Below are 19,836 nucleotides of genomic sequence, written 5' to 3' on the forward strand. Positions count from 1 at the left end.
CTGTCGATCCGCAAGCCTGGCTTACTCAGGCACTCGAGCGCCTCGCAAATGGATGGCCCAGCAGCGAAATCGACGCCCTCATGCCGTGGAACTATGCCGCCTGAACGGCCCCAGCTTGTCGCTTACGGACAAGCGCCGGTCCGAAGCGAAACCCGCAACGGGAAGCGATCCCATATGCCCCTTCCTCCTTGGGCTGCGGCTCTGACATCAGCTTGGTATTTGGTTCCGGCGCTAGAGAGATGGGACCAGCGTCCTAATCATTGCTCCGGATAGTCGGTCGAGTACCCTTGAAACCGCCTTGGCCTCCCAGGCACCACCGCGAACGGTCACTATTCCCATTTCGTTCAGCCGCTCAGCGATGCCCGTCAGGGTCATTCCCTGCTGCTTCAGCGGCATGATGATCTTGGCGAACTTCTCCGCCTGCTTATCAGCAACCTTCGTACGGAGGGCGTTGGCCTTCTCAAGCGCACCCTCGCGGTACCCGCCTAGCTTCGTTCCACGCCGCTTGGCCGCAGCCAGAGCCGATTTGGTGCGCTCGGAAATCATCTCGCGTTCCTTTTGCGCCAAGACGGCGTAGATACCGATCATCATGCTGTCCGCGCCAGGCATCGAAGCTATGCGAAACGCGACATCCTTTTCCTTCATGAGCTTGGCGATCATCGCCAGGTCACGGCTCAAGCGATCGAGCTTGGACACCAGTAACTCCGCGCCGGTCTTGCGCACAAGCCTCAACGCCTTCTGGAACTCCGGACGATCGTCGTCGGCACCGGACTGCTTGTCGCTGAAGTGTCCGAGGACTTCATGATCGTGCGAGGCGAGGTAATGTTCGATATCCCGCATCTGCGCATCTAAGCCCAGGCTCTGTTCCCTGGTGCTGACACGGCAGTAGGTGACATATTGTTTTTTCATAGCAGGCTTCATGTTGCTTTCGTGAACCCACTCTACCTAACAATTGGCATTTGGCAACGGTCGTTGCGTATTGCCAAAGGCATTTCAATCAGTGAACGGTGGCGTTTTTTCTTTCCGCCTCGATCCGGATGAGGGTGCAGGCTTCAATGCGGCTTGCCACCTTCAGGGCCAAAACGGCCGCAGCCCGATTGCCCTGCATCTCGGCTTCGTCGGCAAGCGCCTGGAGGCTGGCGAGAATGACCTCCTGGGTGAGCGGGCGCAATTTTGCCTTGTCCATTACAGGAGCCTCAGTTTGCTCAGCCTGGATTAACCAAGGTCGATCTCCCCTGGTCGGCTTGGAGCTCGCTCAACCTCGTCCGCATCGAACGATATTACGGGAGCCTTGGCATGCGCATGACCGTTCAGCTTCCGCCTCTCCGCCGTCAGTTTCTTGGCCCGTTCCGTCAAGGCTGGCATCGGGCCAGATGCGCGCGAAAATTGAGCAACCCATTCGCTCTCGCTTAGTTCGAGCAGCTTGGTTGGTAATGGTGCCGGACGATGACTGATCACACTTTCCTGTTTGTCGACGATCAACCCATGAAGTTTTGCGACCAAAGCAAGCGACGACGTGACTGCCGCGAACTGCCTTGCCTGCCTTGCGAGCCTGGCGTTTTCGAGCAGTTCGTTGGTCAGGAACTCGACATCGATCAGGGTCTTTTCACACAGCCTCCCCTTCAATTCGGCTATACGTTCGGCGACCTTAGCGTTCCTGAGTAGCTTTGAGCCATTGACTTCGGCAGCGTTGCCGGTGGTGTGATAGGTGCCCCGATAGGCCGCCGCGCCACTCTCACCGCGACTGATGGCGCGGGCGAAAGCTTCCCATCTCTGGTTCGACAGCGGTGGCATTGCGGCAACTTACTCCGTTCGTGCGAATTCGCCAAACACCCTCATCGCGCGGTTTCGGAGCGTCGAATGCCTTCAGCGCAACGACGCAAGCGCCCGCCAGCGGTGTTGATCGGGCAGCTTTGCTTCCCAAAAAGTCCACCCGTTGACGCTGTTTCCGGTGATTGCGTTTGCTGCCGCTGAAGGACTAGTTTGAGGTTGACCGTTCTGCATCCACACTCCATCCACAACCCCAGCCTCATAGGTTTTACCCTTATAGTTCGCACGAAGCTCAGTACCATGAGGAAGGGTTATTGACTTAAACGACCATGCTTTCTTCTCAGGCGCCCGTTGAACTTCAGGAAGAGTGGTCGGAAGCTTGAGCAACCCACGGATAACGTCGTCATATGTCACTTCTTCGCGAGCTCGGAGCAGTGTGAGATGTTTGTAGGTGTCAAATGAAATATCGATCATTGGCATGGTTGCCCCCGTAATAATAAGTGCGATATTGCTATAAGCACTAATAGCGCTATTTTTCCTTAAAGCAAACTGAAATATCGCGGTCAGTTCATCTGACTTGGCGAGCAGCAGCCAAGAGGCTTATTCTCGCGATTGGCACGATCGCTAACTACTTGGGATACAAACCGCCATGGTAGCGATAGACAGACAAGGCCTAAACTTTGCTGCAGAGAGAGTTGAATGGCCCATGCGTGCATCGCTGATCCTTGCTGTGATGATGGTTGCCGCCCCGTCTGCACTCGCCGGAGTTCTGCAATGCAAGGTCGAAGGGTATCGTAACGACGTGTTCATTACGACTTCGCCTGATACCAACCAGAATGATGGACACTATGCTCGAATTGGCGTCTCTCGCGGCATTGGCGACAGAGCAATTGTCATCGTCGACCGTACCGGGGCGCAGACGTTTATCGAACTAAACATTGATGATACGCCGATTGGACTGTGGACGCTTCAGAAGGATATGCGCCTAGTTGTTTCAAATCACTCAATCGACCCCTCGGGTGGGGTTTTTGCTCCCTCCCAGTATACGGGTGTGTGCACTCGCCTGCGATGAGACGTCGAGTTTGCTCAACAACCGCTCAGAGCCGGCGCAAGCACGGGGTCTGTGATGTTTGTTTGAAAGCGGTGGCATGGAGCAAGGATAGGTTATCAAGGAAGGTAGCCAATGGGCAGAGGCGCACCTTATGGGATAATGGTCTCGATCCGTGACGCACTTAGGCATCAGATGATGAGCATCAGAAAAGCGCTAGTTTTACTAATTGCTGCCGGGCTTTGCCCGTGTCTCGCAGTTGCCCAATCAAAAAACAACCCACGGCTAACTGCCTCGACACTATATGACTTCTGTGCCGAAGATACGAGCTATGGCCCGCAGCCGGCGGCATACTGCCTTCACTACGCTAATGGCGTACTCGACGCCCTCGGCGAGGGTTGCTTTCCTCGATATGCCACCGGTTCATCGGAACTGCTGCGCTCTACCCTTGTTGCTTGGCTCGCCGCACAGCGAAACAAAGGCGTCGATCTGAGCTCTATGAGCGGCGCAGATGCCGTTCGGTTCGCGATTAGGGATACATTTTGTGCGGCTGGGCAGAAGTAGAGCCAACTCGACGCCACAGCGGTCGTCAGCAAGCGTCTTACTTTTCTGGTGCCGGGCTATCTGTTTGATGCCACCTTGTGAAAGCTCACCAGATCGGTGGCATCCACTACGAGGAGGAGGCCCTATAAGGCCTCGCTCTATTACGTAGTAATAGGGTACTGTTCGCCACACAGAGATTGTATCGCAAAAACAGCAACTTAGGTTGAGGTATATCGCAAATGGCTTTGTACTGCTCGCGGCTTACCTGAGCTTGTATTTCTTAACTCTTCAATTTGAAGAAGAGCCGATTTCTTTTGCGCGTACCATTGCCGATTTCGCGGTTTTCGATTTCCCCTTTCTGCAGAAGCGAAAACATCGCTCTTTCCAATTCCCGTAGACTGACGCCCTCTCGGTCCCCATTCCTGAAAAACGCGCTCGGCGCGTAAAGCCCGCGCGCCTCCGGGCTGGACGATAGCTCGTTCTTCATGACCGCCCACTGGCTAAGGAGCTTTTGGAAGACGCGTTCCGCTTTGCTCTCTCTGCCAATACCGTCGTCGGCGCGTTTCGGCTTGTCGGTGCAGCGATAGCAGCCACAGTCGCGCTGGATGTTCACGACGCGACCCTGTTGCGTGAGGTTTGCCTTTTGTACGACGAGCACGCGGCGGCCGTCGTCCGGCCTTAGCTGGCCATTGTAATCATCAGTGCTAGCGCCCTCCTTTTCGTCGGGCGGCCGCATGTAGATATTGGCGCGACCGGTATTCACCCAACCGGTGCTGCCGGAGGCTCCGGTCTTTTGATTAATGCCCGTCAGGGAGGGATGAGCAAGGATGACGAACGTGGTACCGTGAAGCTTGGCGTAGTGACCAAGTATGTTACCGACCTTGGTGGCGATGCCCCGCTGCAATTCGTCGGCGTCGACAATCTGCGCCTTGTTGTCGAGAATGACCAGTTCGGGGCGATGCCGTTCAACCTCCGCCATGAGGGCCTTGAAGATGGGGGTTTCGGTCAAGTCGCGCTGTTTCCTGCTTTCAAGCAGAGCCTTGTCGAGGCGCGCGGCATGGTCATAGACAAGCAACTTACTGAGGTGACCGATATCGAAGCACTCCGCGGCGGCGATATCCTCAAGCTTGCGCTGGCACTCGTATTCGTCGTCCTCGGAGGAATAGAACATGACCGGACCGCGCCGGTTGACCGGACGCCCGAGAAAATGCGTGACCTGTGCAACAGTTGCCGGAATAGCTACGGCCGCAGCCAGTTGTAGGGCCAGTGTCGTCTTGCCGACCGCGCCCATGCCAGCAAGGTAGGAAACCTCGTTGACCGGGAAGAACTCGAAGCCGTCGATGAACTCCCGTGCCGGAATAGGGCGGCCCTTGAACGACGATGCCGCGATAGGATCTAGGAAGACCTCCGGCTCCCGCTTTCCGCGATCTGCGAAGCTGTCGTCCAATTTACGACACCTCCCGGTGTGGATAGCCGACAGCGCGGCGATAGCTGCGATAATCTTCGGCAAGGCGGCTCCATTGCGCGTCGATGGCTGCTGTCAGTCGATCTGGCGGTCCGTGCATGGGCCGGTTGAGCTCGCTGGCCAGTTGCCTGGAAAGACAGCCGACCTCTCTACGGAGCTCAGCGTTTTGCCGTTCCCCGTCGCTGATGGTGGCCCTCAGTTCCCGGTCAACGACATTGAAGACTGCGATCTCGCGTGCCTTGGCAATCAGCACATCGGCCACCGTCTTTCGGGGATTTGGCGTCATTGGCGTCGGGCGATCGATCAACGCAGCCTCCCGAGTTCGGAGGCGTAAGCGGTCACCGCAGCAACGGCGGCGGCAACGAAGGCAGCGAGCATCTGCTGATCGTCGAAGGCGATGACGGGCGCATACTTGGCCTTGCCGCACTCGTCGCGGGTTTGCTGGCCATCACGTGACAGGATCGTCCGTGTCGGCAGCGCCACCGACATACGGAAATCATCGGTGACGAATACAGCACAGCCGAAAAGCCGCATGCGGTATGGGGCAGCGAGATGCAGGTCGGCAAAGCCTGCCAGCGCTCCGGCGCCGGTCAGGCGGTGAAAGTCGATGCAGGTGACAGTGCCTGCCTTCGGCTGCTCGGAACTGCGAAGTTCAATATGGTTTCGGGCCATCGGACATCACCTATGGATGCCGACGTTGCGCGCAATTAGCGGGGGCGCTATCCTCATGGCCCTAACGCAAACATAGCTGGAATGAAGGAACCCACCGCTGCGCCACGTCGGTGGGTTTCTTATGTGTGATCAGCCATCGCGTTCTCAGCGATGTTAGCGCCGAGCTTTCTCGGGCGACCAGGCTTACGCCTTTCCGATGCGAGCCCTGGTGAGGACCGCAAACCTGCTTCCCGGTCGGCAATTACCTGATCGATAACACTTTCGCGCCACCCTTGCGCGCGCTCTGTTATCTGAATACCTCGTGGAATATTGCCGAGGCTGATTTCCCTGTAAAATGTTCTGACAGCCAGTCCAAGTTTGGCGGCGGCCATATTTGGCCTAAGCAATTTATCGCCTACCATCTGGTGCATCTCCCTGCTCAGCATTGCCGGTACGTGCCTAGGCATGTCTGATTTGGGGTGTATTAGGAAAGCCTAATAATTACGAACAATCGCTTTTGTTTCAACAACCTAAATGTCTCGTTATGTCTCGTTATGTCTCGTTATGTTTCGTTATGTCCGCTATCGCTGTTCAGGAATACTGAACAATCAGGCGCGCTTGCGCGGGAACTGCAAAACCTTACCGCCGCCATTGTTGCCCGGCGGCTCGGCAACGATTGTCATCAGCAGGTCCGCCCAGGCGTCGGCAATTCGGCGCTTCTCCGGCAGATACGAATTCATGTCGTAGTGAACGGCCGCAACGTCGTAGTCGGCATGCGCCAGGACTAGCTTGCCGAGCGCGCGCGGGATGCCGATGCGCTCGCCGCAGACATTCGTCAGGAAGGTCCGCCGGTAGTCGTGCGGCGTGCAACGCGGCAGCTTCAGGTGTTCTACGATGCGCCTGAAGGCGGCACTGATCGACACGGCATGCAACTGCCGCCCCGAGCGTGCCGAGCGAAAAACCAGTTCGTCGTCGGCAACGATTTGCTGGGCGCGCAGCAGGAGTGCCAGCGCCGGTTTGGAAAGTGGCATGACGTGTTCGCGCTTACCTTTCATGCGGTGCGCCGGAACAGTCCAGATGTCGCCGTCGATTTCCGCCCACGCCATCCCCGCGACTTCCGAGGCGCGCAGCGGTGCCACCAGCATCATTTGTAGGAGAAGCCCCATTTCGTCGGAAATCTCGACTTCGGCACGCGCCTCGATGTCATTAAGCAACGCCCATATCCTGCAAATCTCGTCGTCGGTCAGCCAGCGCGTGCGCGGCTCTACGGCCTTGACGGCGGCATGCGGCGCGGGGTTCGTCGGGATGATGTCACGGGTGACGGCGAAGTTGAGCATTTGCCGCAACAGGTGGAAACCGGCGCGACCAGCGGATGGCGAGCGGTTTGTCAGGGTATCGACCCATTGAATGATTTCCTTCTTGATCAAGGTCGCGACCTGGCGCTTGCCGAACTTTGGCTCGATATCCGCCGCCCATACGCGCTTTTCGTTTGCCAGGGTTTTCGGCGACTTAATGCGAACCCTGTTGCCGATGCGCTGGGTGCCAACCAGGCAGGCGGCGAAGTAGGAAGTTGCAACATCTGCCAATGTCTCGCGTGCCGCGTCAGCCTTGGCGTCGGCTTTCGCCTTGCGCTCTTCGGCGATTACGTCGCGACCTTCGGTCACCTGCCCTCTTAGCTTGCGAATAAGCTCCCTTGCCCGTCCCAAACCGGTTTCGGGGTATTGGTAGGTCTTCCGCCGCATGGTGCCGTCGGGCGCGTCGTAACGCATGGACCACGATTTGTTGCCGGTCTCGGTCACCCGTAGGACCAAACCGCGCTCTTCCGTGTCGCGGAATTCCAGGCGTTTGCCCTTTTCCGGTTGAACGTCCTTGACGAAATCGGGCGTCAACTTGGTCTTCACAGAAAGCTCCGCTGGTCTTTACAGAATGGGTTTGACGGGGGCAGTTCGGGGGCAGTTCAAGTCGTCATGCCTAGGCACGTCTTTACAGAATATGGCGCAATAAAGTCAAATGATTTCAACGTCGTGGGCAATTTTGGCACGTTCTGGCATGCTCTGGCGCAAGCGGAAAACGCGTTCTCATTCTGTAAAGAGGGGTTCGATTCCCCTAGGGCGTACCAAAGTTGCTTAGTAAGCTGCGCGCGGAAATTCGATAATAGTTTGGATTTTCAGGGTGCTGTGGACCCGGAAACCCAACGACGTTGTCAAGCTCAGGCAGCCTTGCGATGATCTCATTCGGTCCATCTGTCTTCCGATCACCGCTGTAGCGCGAAGTGGAAGGCAAGTCCTCAACTTCCTGCCAGATGCTTTGGCCAGAATTCCTGATGTACTTCGGCGGCAGTTTCTTCGAGGTTCGTTGGGCCAACCACGGTGACGATACGCGCGCCGGTTTGCAATACCGTCCGGCTCGGCACGTTCAGCCCGATCCCGGCGATCTCGCCGAGGCGCACTTCGGAGCACGCGAACACCATTTGCCCGATGCCCGACCAGTAAATCGCCCCTGAGCACATCGCGCACGGCTCTGTGCTGGTGTAGAGCGTGCAGTCAGCGAGAAAACTGGTGTCATAGTGCTGTGCCGCGAGCTTAACCAGGTTCATCTCGGCATGGTTCGTCATATCATGGCCGGTGAAGACGCTATTTTCGGCGCGCAGGATTACTTCGCCGTCCTTCACCAGCACTGAGCCAAACGGCTCGTCGCCGCGTTCCATGGCGGATCTCGAGAGCGCAATCGCCTCGCGCAGAAACGGTTCGTGGTCTTCCATCAGCGTCCCCCTCAAAGCTAAAGCAGGATCATCTTGTCTCGAACCGGTGTGATTTCCAAGGGCGGCAAATCAGCATGAAGATCGGGGAGCATCTCCGCACCGTCGTCATCTTTTGGCTCCAATCAATGAGGCTCGAGCCCTGTCATGCTTCCGGTCACATTTCCGACTTTCAGTTGAGTGGATAGCCTTTGTGAGCAATATGCAAATTGCCTGACTAGCTTTTCCTAGCTCATCTTCCCAGGGAGACCGCAAAGTGGTTGCGATCCGAATAGATCCATTTACTTCGAACGACGAGTTGAATGAACTTTGGGCGGAAGCTTGGGGTGCAAGCAACAAAAGGGACTTCAGCGGGGTTTTGGCGCGAAGCCTCGCCCACCTTGGAGCATACGACGGGAAATCTCTGGTAGGTTTTGTCAATGTTGCCGGCGATGGCGGCGTACATGCCTTCATTCTGGATACCTGCGTTCACCCTCGCATCCGTCGAAGGGGCATTGCCACGCGACTGGTCAAGGAAGCGGTCAATGTGGCCCGCGATCGTGGAGCAGAATGGCTACATGTCGATTTTGAGGCTCCCCTGACTTCGTTCTATCGAAATTGTGGTTTCACACCAACAGAGGCCGGGCTCATCCAATTGACGGAAAGGTGACGATTCCGCTGTGACCGCTCATGACGGCGCGGGCGAATACCTGTGTGCAGCGCAGCAACGATTGCCGCTTGCAATGTTTACAAAAATATCTATCACTAAACATATTGCTAAACATGAGTGTTGAGGAGTTCATGTCGGCATTCTCTGGAAATGGGTGAATTTTGCGCGGTCGGCGGGGAGTCGGCCTTTGGTTCTGGGAGGAACTTATGCAGAAGAAATCGAAAGCCCTTCTCGGGCTGGCCTCGGCGTTCGTTGTGTCGTCGGCGCTGCCCAATCTTGCAAAGGCCGATCAACTGACACTTTGCTGGGCTGCCTGGGACCCGGCAAACGCGCTGGTCGAGCTCTCGAAAGACTTCACGGCAAAGACCGGAACCGAGATGAAATTCGAGTTCGTGCCCTGGACGAGCTACGCGGATCGCTTCCTCAATGAACTGAACTCCCACGGAAAACTCTGCGATCTGATCATCGGCGATAGCCAGTGGATCGGCGGCTCGGCGGAAAATGGCCACTACGTCAAGCTCAACGACTTCTTCGACAAGGAAGGCATCAAGATGGATGACTTCGTGCCGGCGACCGTCGTTGGCTACTCGGAATGGCCGAAGAATACGCCGAACTACTGGGCACTGCCGGCCATGGGCGACGTGGTCGGCTGGACCTACCGCAAGGATTGGTTCGAGCGGCCGGAACTGCAGAAGGAATTCAAGGAAAAGTATGGCCGGGATCTCGCCGCGCCCAAGACCTACGACGAGCTGAAGCAGATCGCCGAGTTCTTCCAGAAGCGAGAAATCGACGGCAAGACCGTTTATGGCGCTTCGATCTACACCGAGCGCGGCTCTGAAGGCATCACGATGGGCGTAACAAACGTGCTGTACGACTGGGGCTTCCAGTACGACAACCCGGACAAGCCGTATGAGATGGAGGGCTTCGTCAATTCGCCCGATGCGGTGAAAGGCCTGGAATTCTACAAGGCGCTCTATGATTGCTGCACCCCGCCCGGCAGCTCCAATGTCTACATGGTCGAATCTGCGGACGCCTTCAAATCCGGCCAGGTCGCAATGCAGATGAACTTCGCCTTCACCTGGCCCGGCCTTTACAAGGACGAGAAGGTCGGCGGCGACCGGATCGGCTTCTTCCCGAATCCCGCTGAAAAGAAGCATTTCGCGCAGCTTGGCGGACAGGGCATCTCGGTCGTCTCGTATTCCGACAAGAAGGATGCCGCGCTGCAGTACATCAAGTGGTTTGCTCAGCCTGAGGTTCAGGCCAAATGGTGGCAGCTCGGCGGCTTCTCCTGCCTGAAATCCGTGGTGAATGCCCCCGACTTCGCGTCCAGCCAGCCCTATGCGCAGGCATTCCTGGACTCCATGGCAATCGTGAAGGATTTCTGGGCAGAGCCGAGCTACGCTACTCTCCTCCAGGAAATGCAGAAGCGCGTTCATAACTATGTCGTGGCCGGCAACGGCACCGCTCAGGAGGCGCTCGATGGCTTGGTGAAGGATTGGACCGAGGTCTTCAAGGACGACGGCAAGATCTAGTGTCCGGATGGACGCACAACATTCTTGCCAGAATGGCGGCCCGGATCGCCAAGACTGCCGGGCCGCCACATGTCTCACATACGCAAAGACCAGGTGACACCTTGAACATTTCCTCTTCCTCCATGGTCGAGAAGGCAGCAGACGCGACTGCAAGGGCGACGCCAACATCGGTTGCCCACCGGGTCCGCGGTCTGTCCGATCGAGCGATCGCCTGGGTGTTCATCGCCCCCACCATCATCCTGCTTCTCGCCATCAACATCTTCCCGTTGATCTGGGCAATCTACCTTTCTTTCACGAACTATCGTGCCAATCGTCCCAATGCGCCGGTTCAGAATGTCGGCTTGGGCAACTACGAGCGGGTGCTCACCGACCCCGATATCTGGCAGGCCATGCAGACGACGGCGCACTTCGTCTTCTGGACGATCCTGCTGCAGACGGTCATCGGCTTTGCGCTCGCCTATCTGATCGACCGCAAGTTTCGCGGCCACGCGTTCTGGACGACGCTGATCCTGATCCCGATGATGCTGTCTCCGGCTGTCGTCGGCAACTTCTGGCGCTTCCTTTATGAGCCGCAGATCGGTCTCTTCGCTTACGCGGTTTCCCTTGTTACCGGCATCCCGACAGCAGATATCCAGATGCTCGGCAGCGTCTCGCTTGCGCCCTGGGCGATCATCATCGTCGATACCTGGATGTGGACGCCATATGTCATGCTGATCTGCCTGGCAGGCCTACGCTCCATCCCCGACTATATCTATGAGGCCGCCGAGGTCGATCGCGCCTCCGCATGGCGGCAATTCTGGTCGATCACCGTGCCGATGGCCCTGCCCTTCATCATGCTCGCCGTGCTGTTTCGCGGCATTGAGAATTTCAAGATGTTCGACATGGTGACGCTGCTTACGGGTGGTGGCCCGGGCTCGACCACTGAGGTCGCCTCTATCACGTTGAAGCGGGCCGCCTTCGAGAGCTGGGCAACCGGGCGCGCGTCAGCCTTTGCCATCGTCCTCTTCGTCGCCGTGTTCGGTCTCGCGAATATTTACGTCAAGGCGCTCAACAAGGTGAAACAGAGATGAGCTCGGTTACATCAGCCCATTCGGTCGTCGAGCCGAGCCCAACCAGCAAGAGGATCGCCGGCGCCATCGTGATCTGCTACGCCCTGATCACGATGATCCCACTCGTCTGGATCTTCCTGACCAGTATCAAGTCGCCGCCGGATTCCATCAGCTATCCCCCAAAGATTGTTTTCGCGCCGACGCTTGAAGGCTACTGCAACCTCCTGACGACCAGGACGAGGCAGACGCCCGAATACATCGCCTCCCTGCCCGCGCCGACCGGCACCTGCGATGAGGTGACCCGCACGCGAAACATGGTCATCGCGGGACCCTCGAATTTCCTGCCACGCTTTGCCAATTCACTGGTGATTGCCTTCGGCTCGACGTTCCTGGCCGTTTCCTTGGGAACGCTGGCCGCCTACGGCTTCTCCCGGTTCAAGGTACCGCTCGCAGACGACCTCTTGTTCTTCATCCTGTCGACCCGCATGATGCCGCCGATCGCTGTCGCAATCCCGATCTACCTCATGTACCGCGAACTTGGCCTTTCCGACACGGCGCTCGGAATGATCCTGCTCTACACGGCGGTCAACGTTTCGCTCGCCGTCTGGCTGCTCAAGGGCTTCATCGACGAGATTCCGCGGGAATATGAAGAGGCCGCCATGATCGACGGCTACACCCGCCTGCAGGCGTTCTGGAAAGTTGTGTTGCCGCAGGCAACGACAGGCATCGCCGCCACTGCAATCTTCTGCCTGATCTTCGCCTGGAACGAGTATGCGTTCGCGGCGCTGCTGACATCAGGCGAAGCCCAGACGGCGCCGCCCTTCATTCCGACCATCATCGGCGAAGGCGGTCAGGACTGGCCGGCTGTCGCAGCGGGCACGACGATCTTCCTGATCCCAATCCTCGTCTTCACCATTCTTCTGCGCAAGCAGCTCTTGCGTGGCATTACCTTCGGAGCGGTCCGCAAATGACACATCTCATCGAAACGCCGCGCCCATCCCGCCCGAAGCGCCCGTTCTTCCTGCGTCGTGGACCGATGGAAAACATAGCAACCACTCTTATTGCGATCGGCTTCCTCATGCTCTTCCAGCCATTCCTGCTTGTGCTCTACACCTATTCTCTGGTGACGCTGCTCGCAGGTACGGCCATGTTCATCATCGTCTCGAAGTTTCCGGAGTGAGCCATGGCGGACATCAGGATCGAAAATCTCCGCAAACAATTCGGTAGCTTCGTCGCGGTCCAGGATTCGAGCTTCGTCATCCATGACGGCGAATTCCTGGCGCTGCTCGGGCCATCGGGCTGCGGTAAGACGACGACGCTTCGCATGATTGCCGGCCTGGAACTGCCAACCAGCGGCAAGATTTATCTCGACGGCGAAGACGTCACCTTCAACCGCGCCAGTGCCCGCGACATCGCCTTCGTCTTCCAGCTTTTTGCGCTCTATCCGCACATGAACGTGCGCAAGAACATCGGCTTCCCGCTCCTCTCACAAGGCATGCCGAAAGCGGAGATCCGACAGCGCGTCGAGGAAACCGCGCGGCTTCTGCAGATCGATCATATCCTGAACCGATCCGTTTCCGGCCTTGCCGGTGGCGACCGTCAGCGCGTAGCGCTCGGGCGTGCGATCGTGCGCCGTCCAAAATGCTTCCTGATGGATGAGCCACTCGGCACGCTCGACGCGGAATTCCGCGAGGTCATGGTCCACGAGCTGCGCGAACTGCACAACCGCATCCATGCAACGACAGTTTACGTAACGCATGATCAGCATGAGGCGATGGCGATGGCCGACAAGATCGCCGTCATGAACCACGGCGTTATCGAGCAATTCGGCACGCCACAGGAAATCTATAGCAAACCAGCCACCATGTATGTCGCCGATTTCATCGGTTCGCCGCCGATGAATTTCATGCGTTTCACCTCTGGCCTCCGGAGCGGTGCGCGATCGGTCTCGCTTCACGGCGTCGATGTCAGCATTCCAGAGGTGCACCAGGACCTGGCCGAAGCCGAGCTGGCGCTTGGTATCAGGCCGGAACATATCCGCTTCAACGATACCTCCCCGTTGCGGGGCGCAATCTACGGGAGCGAGTACCTTGGAACCAACCAGGTCGTGGCGGTCGAAACATCGAGCGGCGTTATCAAGGCGCGTGTTCCGGCAAACCGCAACTTCCGTATCGGCGAGACGGTTGGTCTTGAGTTCAATCCGGCCAAGCTCGCGCTGTTCGATTGCAAGTCGGGCCGCGCCATCGCTTCGGCACTCTACTCGGAGGAACGTTATGGCTGAAGTCGCTCTCAAAGGTCTGAGCAAACGCTTCGGCGATACCCAGGCTCTTTCGGATTTCAATCTCTCCATTCGCGACGGCGAGTTCGTTGTCCTGCTTGGACCGACGGGTGCCGGCAAGACCACGACGCTGCGTCTTATCGCTGGTCTGGAGCGTCCCGACGACGGTCGCATTGAAATAGGCGGTCGTAACGTCGCAGGCGAAGCACCGGCTGAAAGAGATGTCGCCTTCGTCTTCCAGCAGTATTCGCTCTATCCACACATGACCGTCTACGACAACCTCGCCTTTCCGTTGCGTGCGCCGGTGCGCAGGCTGACGAGCGAGGAGATCGACCGCCGCGTCCGCGAAATTGCCCGCATGGTCAGGATCGACCACAAGCTGGAGAACCGCTCGACGCGTCTTTCCGGCGGTGAAATGCAGCGCGTTGCGATTGGCAGGGCACTGGTACGCCGCCCCGCCATCTATCTGATGGACGAACCGCTATCATCGCTTGATGCGAAGCTACGCGCGGAGCTGCGCCTGGAACTGAAGCGCATCCAGAAAGAGCTCGGCTCGACGCTGCTCTACGTGACCCACGACCAAGTCGAAGCCATGACTATGGCGGATCGGATTGGCATCGTTGCGGAAGGTCGGCTCTTGCAAGTCGGAACGCCGCGCGAAATCTACGGGAACCCTGCCAGTCTCCATGTGGCGGCGCGCCTCGGCCAGCCGCACATCAACCTACTGCCAACCGATCTTCTTCCCGGCGCCAATCCGCCGCCGGGAACGAAGACAATAGGAGCGCGAACCGAGCATCTCGATATCATCATCGATCAGAACGCCAATGCGAAGATCGACTGGATCGAACACCTTGGTGACCAGAACCACCTCCACATCAAGGTGCGCGACCATAAGCTCGTCACACTTGCCGATCCGTATCTCGCGATCCGGCCGGGTGATCGGGTAAGCTTGACGTTGCGTGATCCACTCTATTTCGACGCCGGCGGCCAGCGCCTTGGGTAAATACGAGAACGAAGCAAACACTGGCATCAAAGACGGGTCTTTCTCCCATGAAACATTTCTTCAATCGCCGAGAAACCATTGTTACCGAAGCACTCGACGGCTTGCTCCTGACAAGCAGTCCCGGGCGCCTCGCCCGTCTCGACACCTTCCCTGAGATCAAGGTGATCCTGCGTGCAGACTGGGATAAGTCGAAGGTCGCAATTATCTCCGGTGGCGGAGCCGGGCATGAGCCATCCCATGCCGGTTTCGTTGGCAAAGGCATGCTCACCGCGGCCGTATCAGGCGAGATTTTCGCTTCGCCCAGCGTCGATGCCGTCCTGACAGCAATCCGAGCCGTAACCGGCAGCAAGGGCACGTTGCTCATCGTCAAGAACTATACGGGTGATCGGCTGAACTTTGGCCTCGCCGCTGAGAAAGCGCGCGCTGAAGGCTTCGATGTCGAGATGGTGATCGTTGCCGACGATATCGCCATCCCGGACATCAACCAGCCTCGCGGCGTCGCCGGCACGCTGTTTGTCCACAAGATCGCCGGCTACCACGCCGAAGCCGGAGCCGACCTCAAGACGGTTGCAGCAGAGGCAAGCGCGGCCGCGCATGACATCGTTTCGCTCGGCATGTCACTCTCGACCTGCAGCGTACCCGGGCAAGCTCATGAGGACCGGCTCGGTGCAAACGAAGGCGAACTTGGGCTCGGCATCCATGGCGAACCGGGCGTTGAACGCATTTCACTGCAACCTGTCGCAGACCTCGTCGCCACCATGACCGAGCGCCTGGCAGCGAAGCTGAAAGGTCCGGACGGGCACGCACTGCTGATCAACAACCTTGGTGCCGTACCGCCGCTTGAGATGGGCGTCATCGCCAATGCCGTACTGTCTTCGTCCGTTGCCCGCCATGTTCGGCTGATCATCGGACCGGCACCGATGATGACCGCACTCAACATGAATGGCTTTTCGCTCTCATTGATCCGGCTGGATCCTGCACGCGAAGCCGCACTGAAGGCAGCCGTCGAACCACATGCCTGGCCGCCCGTCACAGAGCGGCACGAGATCGCCGTCGTTCCGGCACCGCAACGAGTATTGGCGGAGAGCAGTGTGGCGTTAGCCAGCGACGACACTCGGAACCGCCGTCTCCTGACAGCACTTTGCGAGCATCTGATCTCTCTCGAAAATGAATTGAATCGTCTGGACGGCCGTGTCGGTGACGGTGACACGGGCTCTACAGTCGCGACAGGCGCGCGCAGCATCCTTTCCCGCATCGACAGGCTTCCCCTGAAGGATCCCGCCGCCACGATGGCATCGATCGGAGAGATCCTGAGTACCAGCATGGGCGGTTCCAGCGGCGTGCTGCTCTCTATTTTCTTCACCGCGGCATCCAAAGCCATGGCCGAAAAGGCGGATATCGCGGCTGCCCTGCTTGCCGGGCTCGACCGTATGACGTTCTATGGAGGTGCCGGCGTCGGCGACCGCACGATGGTCGATGCGCTGGCGCCGGCGCTCGCCGCGCTGGCATTGGGGGACGTTTCGGCCGCGGCGAAAGCTGCGGCGGCCGGCGCCCGATCAACGAGCGAGATGCGAAAGGCGAAGGCCGGGCGCGCCTCCTATGTTGGCGAGAAGGATCTGGAGGGAGTGCCGGATCCGGGAGCCGTAGCCGTGGCGGGCGTATTCGAGGTGGTCGCAGCGCTGGCATGAGCTGGCGAGGCGCTGGGAGGGTATCAGGTGCAGGCAGAGCCGGTTCTTCTTTCGGGGTTGATTGAAGCTTGTCGTGCGACAATCGCGGCAAACAGCGATCATCTATGCGCACTGGATCGCGCGATCGGCGACGGTGATCACGGAACCAACATGCAGCGCGGCTGTGAAGCGGTTAGCGCCGAGGAAAGGACAGTGACAAGCCTTCCCTTGCCGGATGCTCTTGAGAGGATCGGCCTGACACTGGTGATGAATATCGGCGGCGCGGCCGGCCCACTCTACGGAACGCTGCTCATGGAGATGGGACGGGAACTGCGCAAATCGGATCAGGGGCAGGATTTTTCTGCCGCGTTGAAGCAGGCCATTGATGCCGTTGCCCGGCGCGGGCGTTCGCATGCAGGGGACAAGACTCTCCTCGATGTGCTGTATCCGGTGCAGGATGCGCTTGCGCACCGCTCGCCATTGACGGATGTCGTCCGCCAGGCGGAACTGTCCGCCGGGCTCACCGCTGCCATGAAAGCCATGCGCGGTCGCGCATCTTATCTGGGCGAGCGTTCAATCGGCCACGTCGACCCGGGGGCCTCCAGCTGCGCACTCCTGACAACCGCGATTTGCCGCTACCTTGAGGAGTACCGTCCCGCATGAATGCAAAGTCCTCGAACGTCGGGATCGTGATCGTCTCCCATTCGCCGCTGGTCGCGCGCGGCACGGCCGACATGGTCCGGCAGATGGTCGGCGACAGCGTGCCGCTCGCGTGGTCGGGCGGCAACAGTCACGGCGAACTCGGCACCGATGCCCGCGGGATCCTGAAAGCGATAGAGGAGGCTTGGTCAGAAGCGGGTGTCGCTGTCTTCGTCGATCTTGGCGGGGCCGAAACCAATAGCGAGATGGCTATCGAGATGCTCGGTTTGCCGCGCGCGAAGCTCGTCTCGATTTGTAATGCTCCAGTGGTGGAAGGGGCAGTCATCGCAGCGGCCGAGGCTTCCGGCGGCGCCTCGCTGGTAAGGGTCGTCGCGACGGCAGAGGAGCTGTCACCCTGATGAAAAGCAGGTTGCACATAGGAAACAGGGAGGCAGAACACGTGCACGCCAGCTGCCAGACGGAAGTCGAAGTGAAGCACGGCGTCGGATTGCACGCCCGCCCTTCCGTGACATTTACGCGGCTGGCAAAGTCATTTCCCTGCTCGATCGAAGTCGCCGTCAATGGCAGCGACGTCTGGCTGAATGGCAAGAGCATCATCAAGATCATGGGCGCCAGGATCCGCAAGGGATCCATGCTGAAAATCCGCGCTGAGGGGATCCTCGCGGAAGAGGCAATCCGGGCATTGAAGGACCTCATCGAGCGCAACTTCGATGAAGAAAAGAAGCATGGCCGCACCGCTTAGATTGAAAGCCACGAGCGCCTCCCCGGGCGTAGCCTCCGGGCCGGTCTATATCGCGGAACCACCTGCCGCGGTATCGCAGCCTGCTGCCTTGGGGCATCTGGAGCTGGCGACCGCTATCGAGACCGCCATCAACGAGCTTCAAAACCTTGCCATTGGATCTGATGCCGAAAGTGGCGACATCATCGATTTCCAGATCGAGGTGCTCCGCGATCCCACGATCGTCGAGATGGCAGGTGCGCGGATCAATGCTGGCGAGAACGCAATTTTCGCGTGGGTCGGAACACTCGATGGATACGTCCGCGAATTGGAAAGCGCCGAAGAAGAACAGCTCCGGGCCCGCGGCGTAGATATTCTGGACATCAAGAACCGTGTCCTGGCGGCGCTGACGGGAACGCCTGTCGAGGACTTTCCTATTGGGTCCATCTATGTTGGCAAGGACATGGAGCCGAGCCGATTCCTCGCACATGACTGGTCCGCAGGTGGCGGCATTGCCCTCTACGCCGGAAGTGCCGCGGGCCATGTTGCCCTGCTTGCCAGATCCCGGTCGGTTCCCATGGTCATCGGCGCTGGGCGTTTTGCAACAGCTGCCGGCCAACACATACGCGTTGATGGAGATGCAGGCGTCGTCGTGCTTCAGCTGGACAGTCAGAGTGCAGCACCAATCCGCCCAACGCCCCCCGTTGCAAGCGCAGGGCCGGCAGCCGACAACGGGATCTTGCGGACGAAGGACGGTTCGCAGATTTTGCTATCCATCAATCTGAACGCGCCCGATGAAATCGACGGAATCATTGCAGCGACAGTCGCCGGCATCGGATTGATGCGCTCAGAATTTGCTGTGACGTCGCTCGCTGACGCCGCAAACGAAGAGAAACAGTTCGCCATCTACCGCCGTGTCCTCGAGTGGGCGGACGGCAGGCCCGTGACGATCCGCATGCTGGATATCGGCGGTGACAAGCCGCTCACCGGGCTTTTAGCGTCGCCCGAGTTGCGTGGCATTCGGCTCCTCTTTGCTCAGCCCAAGATCGCGCGCGTTCAAGCACGCTCCCTTCTGCGTGCGGCGATATTCGGCAATCTCCGCGTCATGCTGCCGATGGTGACCTTTCCCTCGGATGTCGATCAGATGCGACAGATCTTCCGGGAGGAAGCCGCTGAGTTCACACACCGCGGCGTGCCGCACCGTCTGCCTCCGATCGGCATGATGGTCGAAGTACCCGCCGCAGCCCTCATGCTCGACCAGTTCGAAACGGCGGACTTCTTCTCTTTCGGCACCAATGACCTGGCGCATCATCTCACCGCCTCGACGCGGAACGATGTCGAATTTGGCGCGTGCAGTGAGAAGGTCGTCCCAGCTGTACTGCGCCTACTCGCATATGCCGTGAAAATTGCGGGCAGCAAACCACTCTCCATCTGCGGCGACCTGGCCGGCGATCCGCGCAAGACAGCCGAACTGCTGAGCGCCGGCATCCGGCATTTTTCCGTGGCGCCGGCCCAACTTCCCGCGATAAGGTCGGCAATCGGCGGCTTGAACGCTGATGGGACCAAGGCAGCCGGAGAATAAGATGGCGCGCGAAGACACCGAAGACGCCATTATCGCCTACAAGTCCATTCTGGCGCAGATCATCGACAACAGACCATCAGGAACACGCCAGCGGCTTGCCACGGAGTTGGGCAAGCATCGCAGCTTCGTCACGCAGGTAACGAGCCCGACCTACGCGACGCCCCTTCCTGCGCGGCATCTCGCAACGATCTTCCGTGTCTGTCATTTCAGCGCCGCCGAACAGGAGCGGTTCCTGGAAGCCTACCAGAACGCCCACCCCGGCAAGCTGCCGGAACTTGGCGCTTCGGAAAAATTGCGGCACCTTTCGCTCATGGTTCCCGATTTCGGGGACGAGCGGCGCAACCGGCTATTGGAAGAAGCGATCACCGATTTGGTGCAGAAGATTGCAGCCATTTCCGGGCCGCCAGAATGATGGTGCGCCGAAAGCAAAGAGACTGAAACGATCGTCGCCTTGGGAGGGGCT

25 protein-coding genes are annotated in these 19,836 nt (G+C 58.7%); 15 read left to right on the forward strand and 10 right to left on the reverse strand.

Going from position 1 to position 19,836, the window contains the following annotated elements:
* On the forward strand, positions 1 to 104 hold a 104-nt coding region (locus tag JNB88_RS23580; protein WP_220357662.1), incomplete at its 5' end, for a transposase domain-containing protein.
* Positions 105 to 231: 127 nt separating this feature from the next.
* Here JNB88_RS23580 and JNB88_RS23585 read toward each other — a convergent pair.
* From JNB88_RS23585 to JNB88_RS23600, 4 genes are all read right to left on the reverse strand, one after another.
* The gene (locus JNB88_RS23585; RefSeq protein WP_220357538.1) at positions 232 to 909 is read right to left on the reverse strand and encodes a recombinase family protein; all 678 of its coding nucleotides are present in this window, start codon (positions 907 to 909) and stop codon (positions 232 to 234) included.
* Between the two features lie 88 nt (positions 910 to 997).
* Positions 998 to 1,186, reverse strand: a complete 189-nt coding sequence (locus JNB88_RS23590) for a hypothetical protein (protein ID WP_220357539.1) — start codon at positions 1,184 to 1,186, stop codon at positions 998 to 1,000.
* 29 nt (positions 1,187 to 1,215) lie between these two features.
* The gene (locus JNB88_RS23595; protein ID WP_220357540.1) at positions 1,216 to 1,794 is read right to left on the reverse strand and encodes a terminase small subunit; all 579 of its coding nucleotides are present in this window, start codon (positions 1,792 to 1,794) and stop codon (positions 1,216 to 1,218) included.
* Between the two features lie 72 nt (positions 1,795 to 1,866).
* A complete protein-coding gene (locus JNB88_RS23600; RefSeq protein ID WP_220357541.1) occupies positions 1,867 to 2,250 on the reverse strand; it encodes a DUF4357 domain-containing protein in 384 nt (127 codons plus the stop codon).
* Between the two features lie 226 nt (positions 2,251 to 2,476).
* Here JNB88_RS23600 and JNB88_RS23605 point away from each other — a divergent pair, with 226 nt between their 5' ends.
* Positions 2,477 to 2,842 (forward strand): hypothetical protein, encoded by a 366-nt coding sequence (locus JNB88_RS23605; RefSeq protein ID WP_220357542.1) that lies wholly within the window; start codon positions 2,477 to 2,479, stop codon positions 2,840 to 2,842.
* A gap of 799 nt (positions 2,843 to 3,641) precedes the next feature.
* On the opposite strand, the gene JNB88_RS23610 is transcribed toward JNB88_RS23605, so the two are convergent.
* The 6 genes from JNB88_RS23610 to JNB88_RS23635 all read right to left on the reverse strand — a co-directional run bounded on the left by JNB88_RS23610 (position 3,642) and on the right by JNB88_RS23635 (position 8,238).
* Positions 3,642 to 4,808, reverse strand: coding sequence for an AAA family ATPase (locus JNB88_RS23610; RefSeq protein WP_220357543.1), 1,167 nt, complete (start codon positions 4,806 to 4,808; stop codon positions 3,642 to 3,644).
* A gap of 1 nt (position 4,809) precedes the next feature.
* On the reverse strand, positions 4,810 to 5,133 hold the full coding sequence (locus JNB88_RS23615) for a hypothetical protein (RefSeq protein ID WP_220357544.1): 324 nt from the start codon (positions 5,131 to 5,133) through the stop codon (positions 4,810 to 4,812).
* Positions 5,130 to 5,498, reverse strand: a complete 369-nt coding sequence (locus tag JNB88_RS23620) for a hypothetical protein (protein WP_220357545.1) — start codon at positions 5,496 to 5,498, stop codon at positions 5,130 to 5,132. Before JNB88_RS23620 ends, JNB88_RS23615 begins: the two co-directional genes overlap by 4 nt.
* Positions 5,499 to 5,617: 119 nt before the next feature.
* Positions 5,618 to 5,899, reverse strand: a complete 282-nt coding sequence (locus JNB88_RS23625) for a helix-turn-helix transcriptional regulator (protein WP_220357546.1) — start codon at positions 5,897 to 5,899, stop codon at positions 5,618 to 5,620.
* 186 nt (positions 5,900 to 6,085) lie between these two features.
* On the reverse strand, positions 6,086 to 7,378 hold the full coding sequence (locus JNB88_RS23630; protein WP_220357547.1) for a tyrosine-type recombinase/integrase: 1,293 nt from the start codon (positions 7,376 to 7,378) through the stop codon (positions 6,086 to 6,088).
* A 386-nt stretch (positions 7,379 to 7,764) separates the two neighbouring features.
* Positions 7,765 to 8,238 carry a nucleoside deaminase gene (locus JNB88_RS23635; RefSeq protein ID WP_220357548.1) on the reverse strand — a complete coding sequence of 158 codons (474 nt, stop codon included), beginning with the start codon at positions 8,236 to 8,238 and terminating at the stop codon, positions 7,765 to 7,767.
* Positions 8,239 to 8,491: 253 nt separating this feature from the next.
* On the opposite strand from JNB88_RS23635, the gene JNB88_RS23640 reads away from it, so the two are divergent.
* The 13 genes from JNB88_RS23640 to JNB88_RS23700 all read left to right on the forward strand — a co-directional run bounded on the left by JNB88_RS23640 (position 8,492) and on the right by JNB88_RS23700 (position 19,785).
* A complete protein-coding gene (locus JNB88_RS23640; RefSeq protein ID WP_220357549.1) occupies positions 8,492 to 8,884 on the forward strand; it encodes a GNAT family N-acetyltransferase in 393 nt (130 codons plus the stop codon).
* A gap of 206 nt (positions 8,885 to 9,090) precedes the next feature.
* Complete coding sequence (locus JNB88_RS23645) at positions 9,091 to 10,416, forward strand: ABC transporter substrate-binding protein (RefSeq protein ID WP_220357550.1); 1,326 nt, start codon at positions 9,091 to 9,093, stop codon at positions 10,414 to 10,416.
* A 101-nt stretch (positions 10,417 to 10,517) separates the two neighbouring features.
* Positions 10,518 to 11,486 (forward strand): carbohydrate ABC transporter permease, encoded by a 969-nt coding sequence (locus JNB88_RS23650; RefSeq protein WP_197066596.1) that lies wholly within the window; start codon positions 10,518 to 10,520, stop codon positions 11,484 to 11,486.
* On the forward strand, positions 11,483 to 12,436 hold the full coding sequence (locus JNB88_RS23655) for a carbohydrate ABC transporter permease (RefSeq protein ID WP_037128767.1): 954 nt from the start codon (positions 11,483 to 11,485) through the stop codon (positions 12,434 to 12,436). The genes JNB88_RS23650 and JNB88_RS23655 overlap by 4 nt, the downstream gene beginning before the upstream one ends.
* On the forward strand, positions 12,433 to 12,645 hold the full coding sequence (locus JNB88_RS23660; protein WP_016555186.1) for a hypothetical protein: 213 nt from the start codon (positions 12,433 to 12,435) through the stop codon (positions 12,643 to 12,645). Before JNB88_RS23655 ends, JNB88_RS23660 begins: the two co-directional genes overlap by 4 nt.
* Before the next feature lie 3 nt (positions 12,646 to 12,648).
* Positions 12,649 to 13,746: an ABC transporter ATP-binding protein gene (locus JNB88_RS23665; protein WP_220357551.1), complete on the forward strand. Its 1,098-nt coding sequence runs from the start codon at positions 12,649 to 12,651 to the stop codon at positions 13,744 to 13,746.
* Positions 13,739 to 14,746 carry an ABC transporter ATP-binding protein gene (locus JNB88_RS23670; RefSeq protein WP_037128776.1) on the forward strand — a complete coding sequence of 336 codons (1,008 nt, stop codon included), beginning with the start codon at positions 13,739 to 13,741 and terminating at the stop codon, positions 14,744 to 14,746. Before JNB88_RS23665 ends, JNB88_RS23670 begins: the two co-directional genes overlap by 8 nt.
* 47 nt (positions 14,747 to 14,793) lie before the next feature.
* Positions 14,794 to 16,434, forward strand: a complete 1,641-nt coding sequence (locus JNB88_RS23675; protein WP_220357552.1) for a dihydroxyacetone kinase subunit DhaK — start codon at positions 14,794 to 14,796, stop codon at positions 16,432 to 16,434.
* 27 nt (positions 16,435 to 16,461) lie between these two features.
* On the forward strand, positions 16,462 to 17,076 hold the full coding sequence (gene dhaL, locus JNB88_RS23680) for a dihydroxyacetone kinase subunit DhaL (protein WP_220357553.1): 615 nt from the start codon (positions 16,462 to 16,464) through the stop codon (positions 17,074 to 17,076).
* Positions 17,073 to 17,471: a dihydroxyacetone kinase phosphoryl donor subunit DhaM gene (gene dhaM / locus JNB88_RS23685; protein ID WP_220357554.1), complete on the forward strand. Its 399-nt coding sequence runs from the start codon at positions 17,073 to 17,075 to the stop codon at positions 17,469 to 17,471. Before dhaL ends, dhaM begins: the two co-directional genes overlap by 4 nt.
* Positions 17,471 to 17,815 (forward strand): HPr family phosphocarrier protein, encoded by a 345-nt coding sequence (locus JNB88_RS23690; protein ID WP_220357555.1) that lies wholly within the window; start codon positions 17,471 to 17,473, stop codon positions 17,813 to 17,815. The genes dhaM and JNB88_RS23690 overlap by 1 nt, the downstream gene beginning before the upstream one ends.
* On the forward strand, positions 17,799 to 19,373 hold the full coding sequence (locus tag JNB88_RS23695) for a putative PEP-binding protein (RefSeq protein ID WP_220357556.1): 1,575 nt from the start codon (positions 17,799 to 17,801) through the stop codon (positions 19,371 to 19,373). The genes JNB88_RS23690 and JNB88_RS23695 overlap by 17 nt, the downstream gene beginning before the upstream one ends.
* A 1-nt stretch (position 19,374) precedes the next feature.
* Positions 19,375 to 19,785 carry a hypothetical protein gene (locus tag JNB88_RS23700; protein ID WP_037128793.1) on the forward strand — a complete coding sequence of 137 codons (411 nt, stop codon included), beginning with the start codon at positions 19,375 to 19,377 and terminating at the stop codon, positions 19,783 to 19,785.
* The last annotated feature ends 51 nt before the right edge of the window (positions 19,786 to 19,836 follow it).

Origin of the sequence: Rhizobium cauense, from assembly GCF_019511525.1 — a bacterium.
GTDB classification, from domain to species: domain Bacteria; phylum Pseudomonadota; class Alphaproteobacteria; order Rhizobiales; family Rhizobiaceae; genus Rhizobium; species Rhizobium cauense.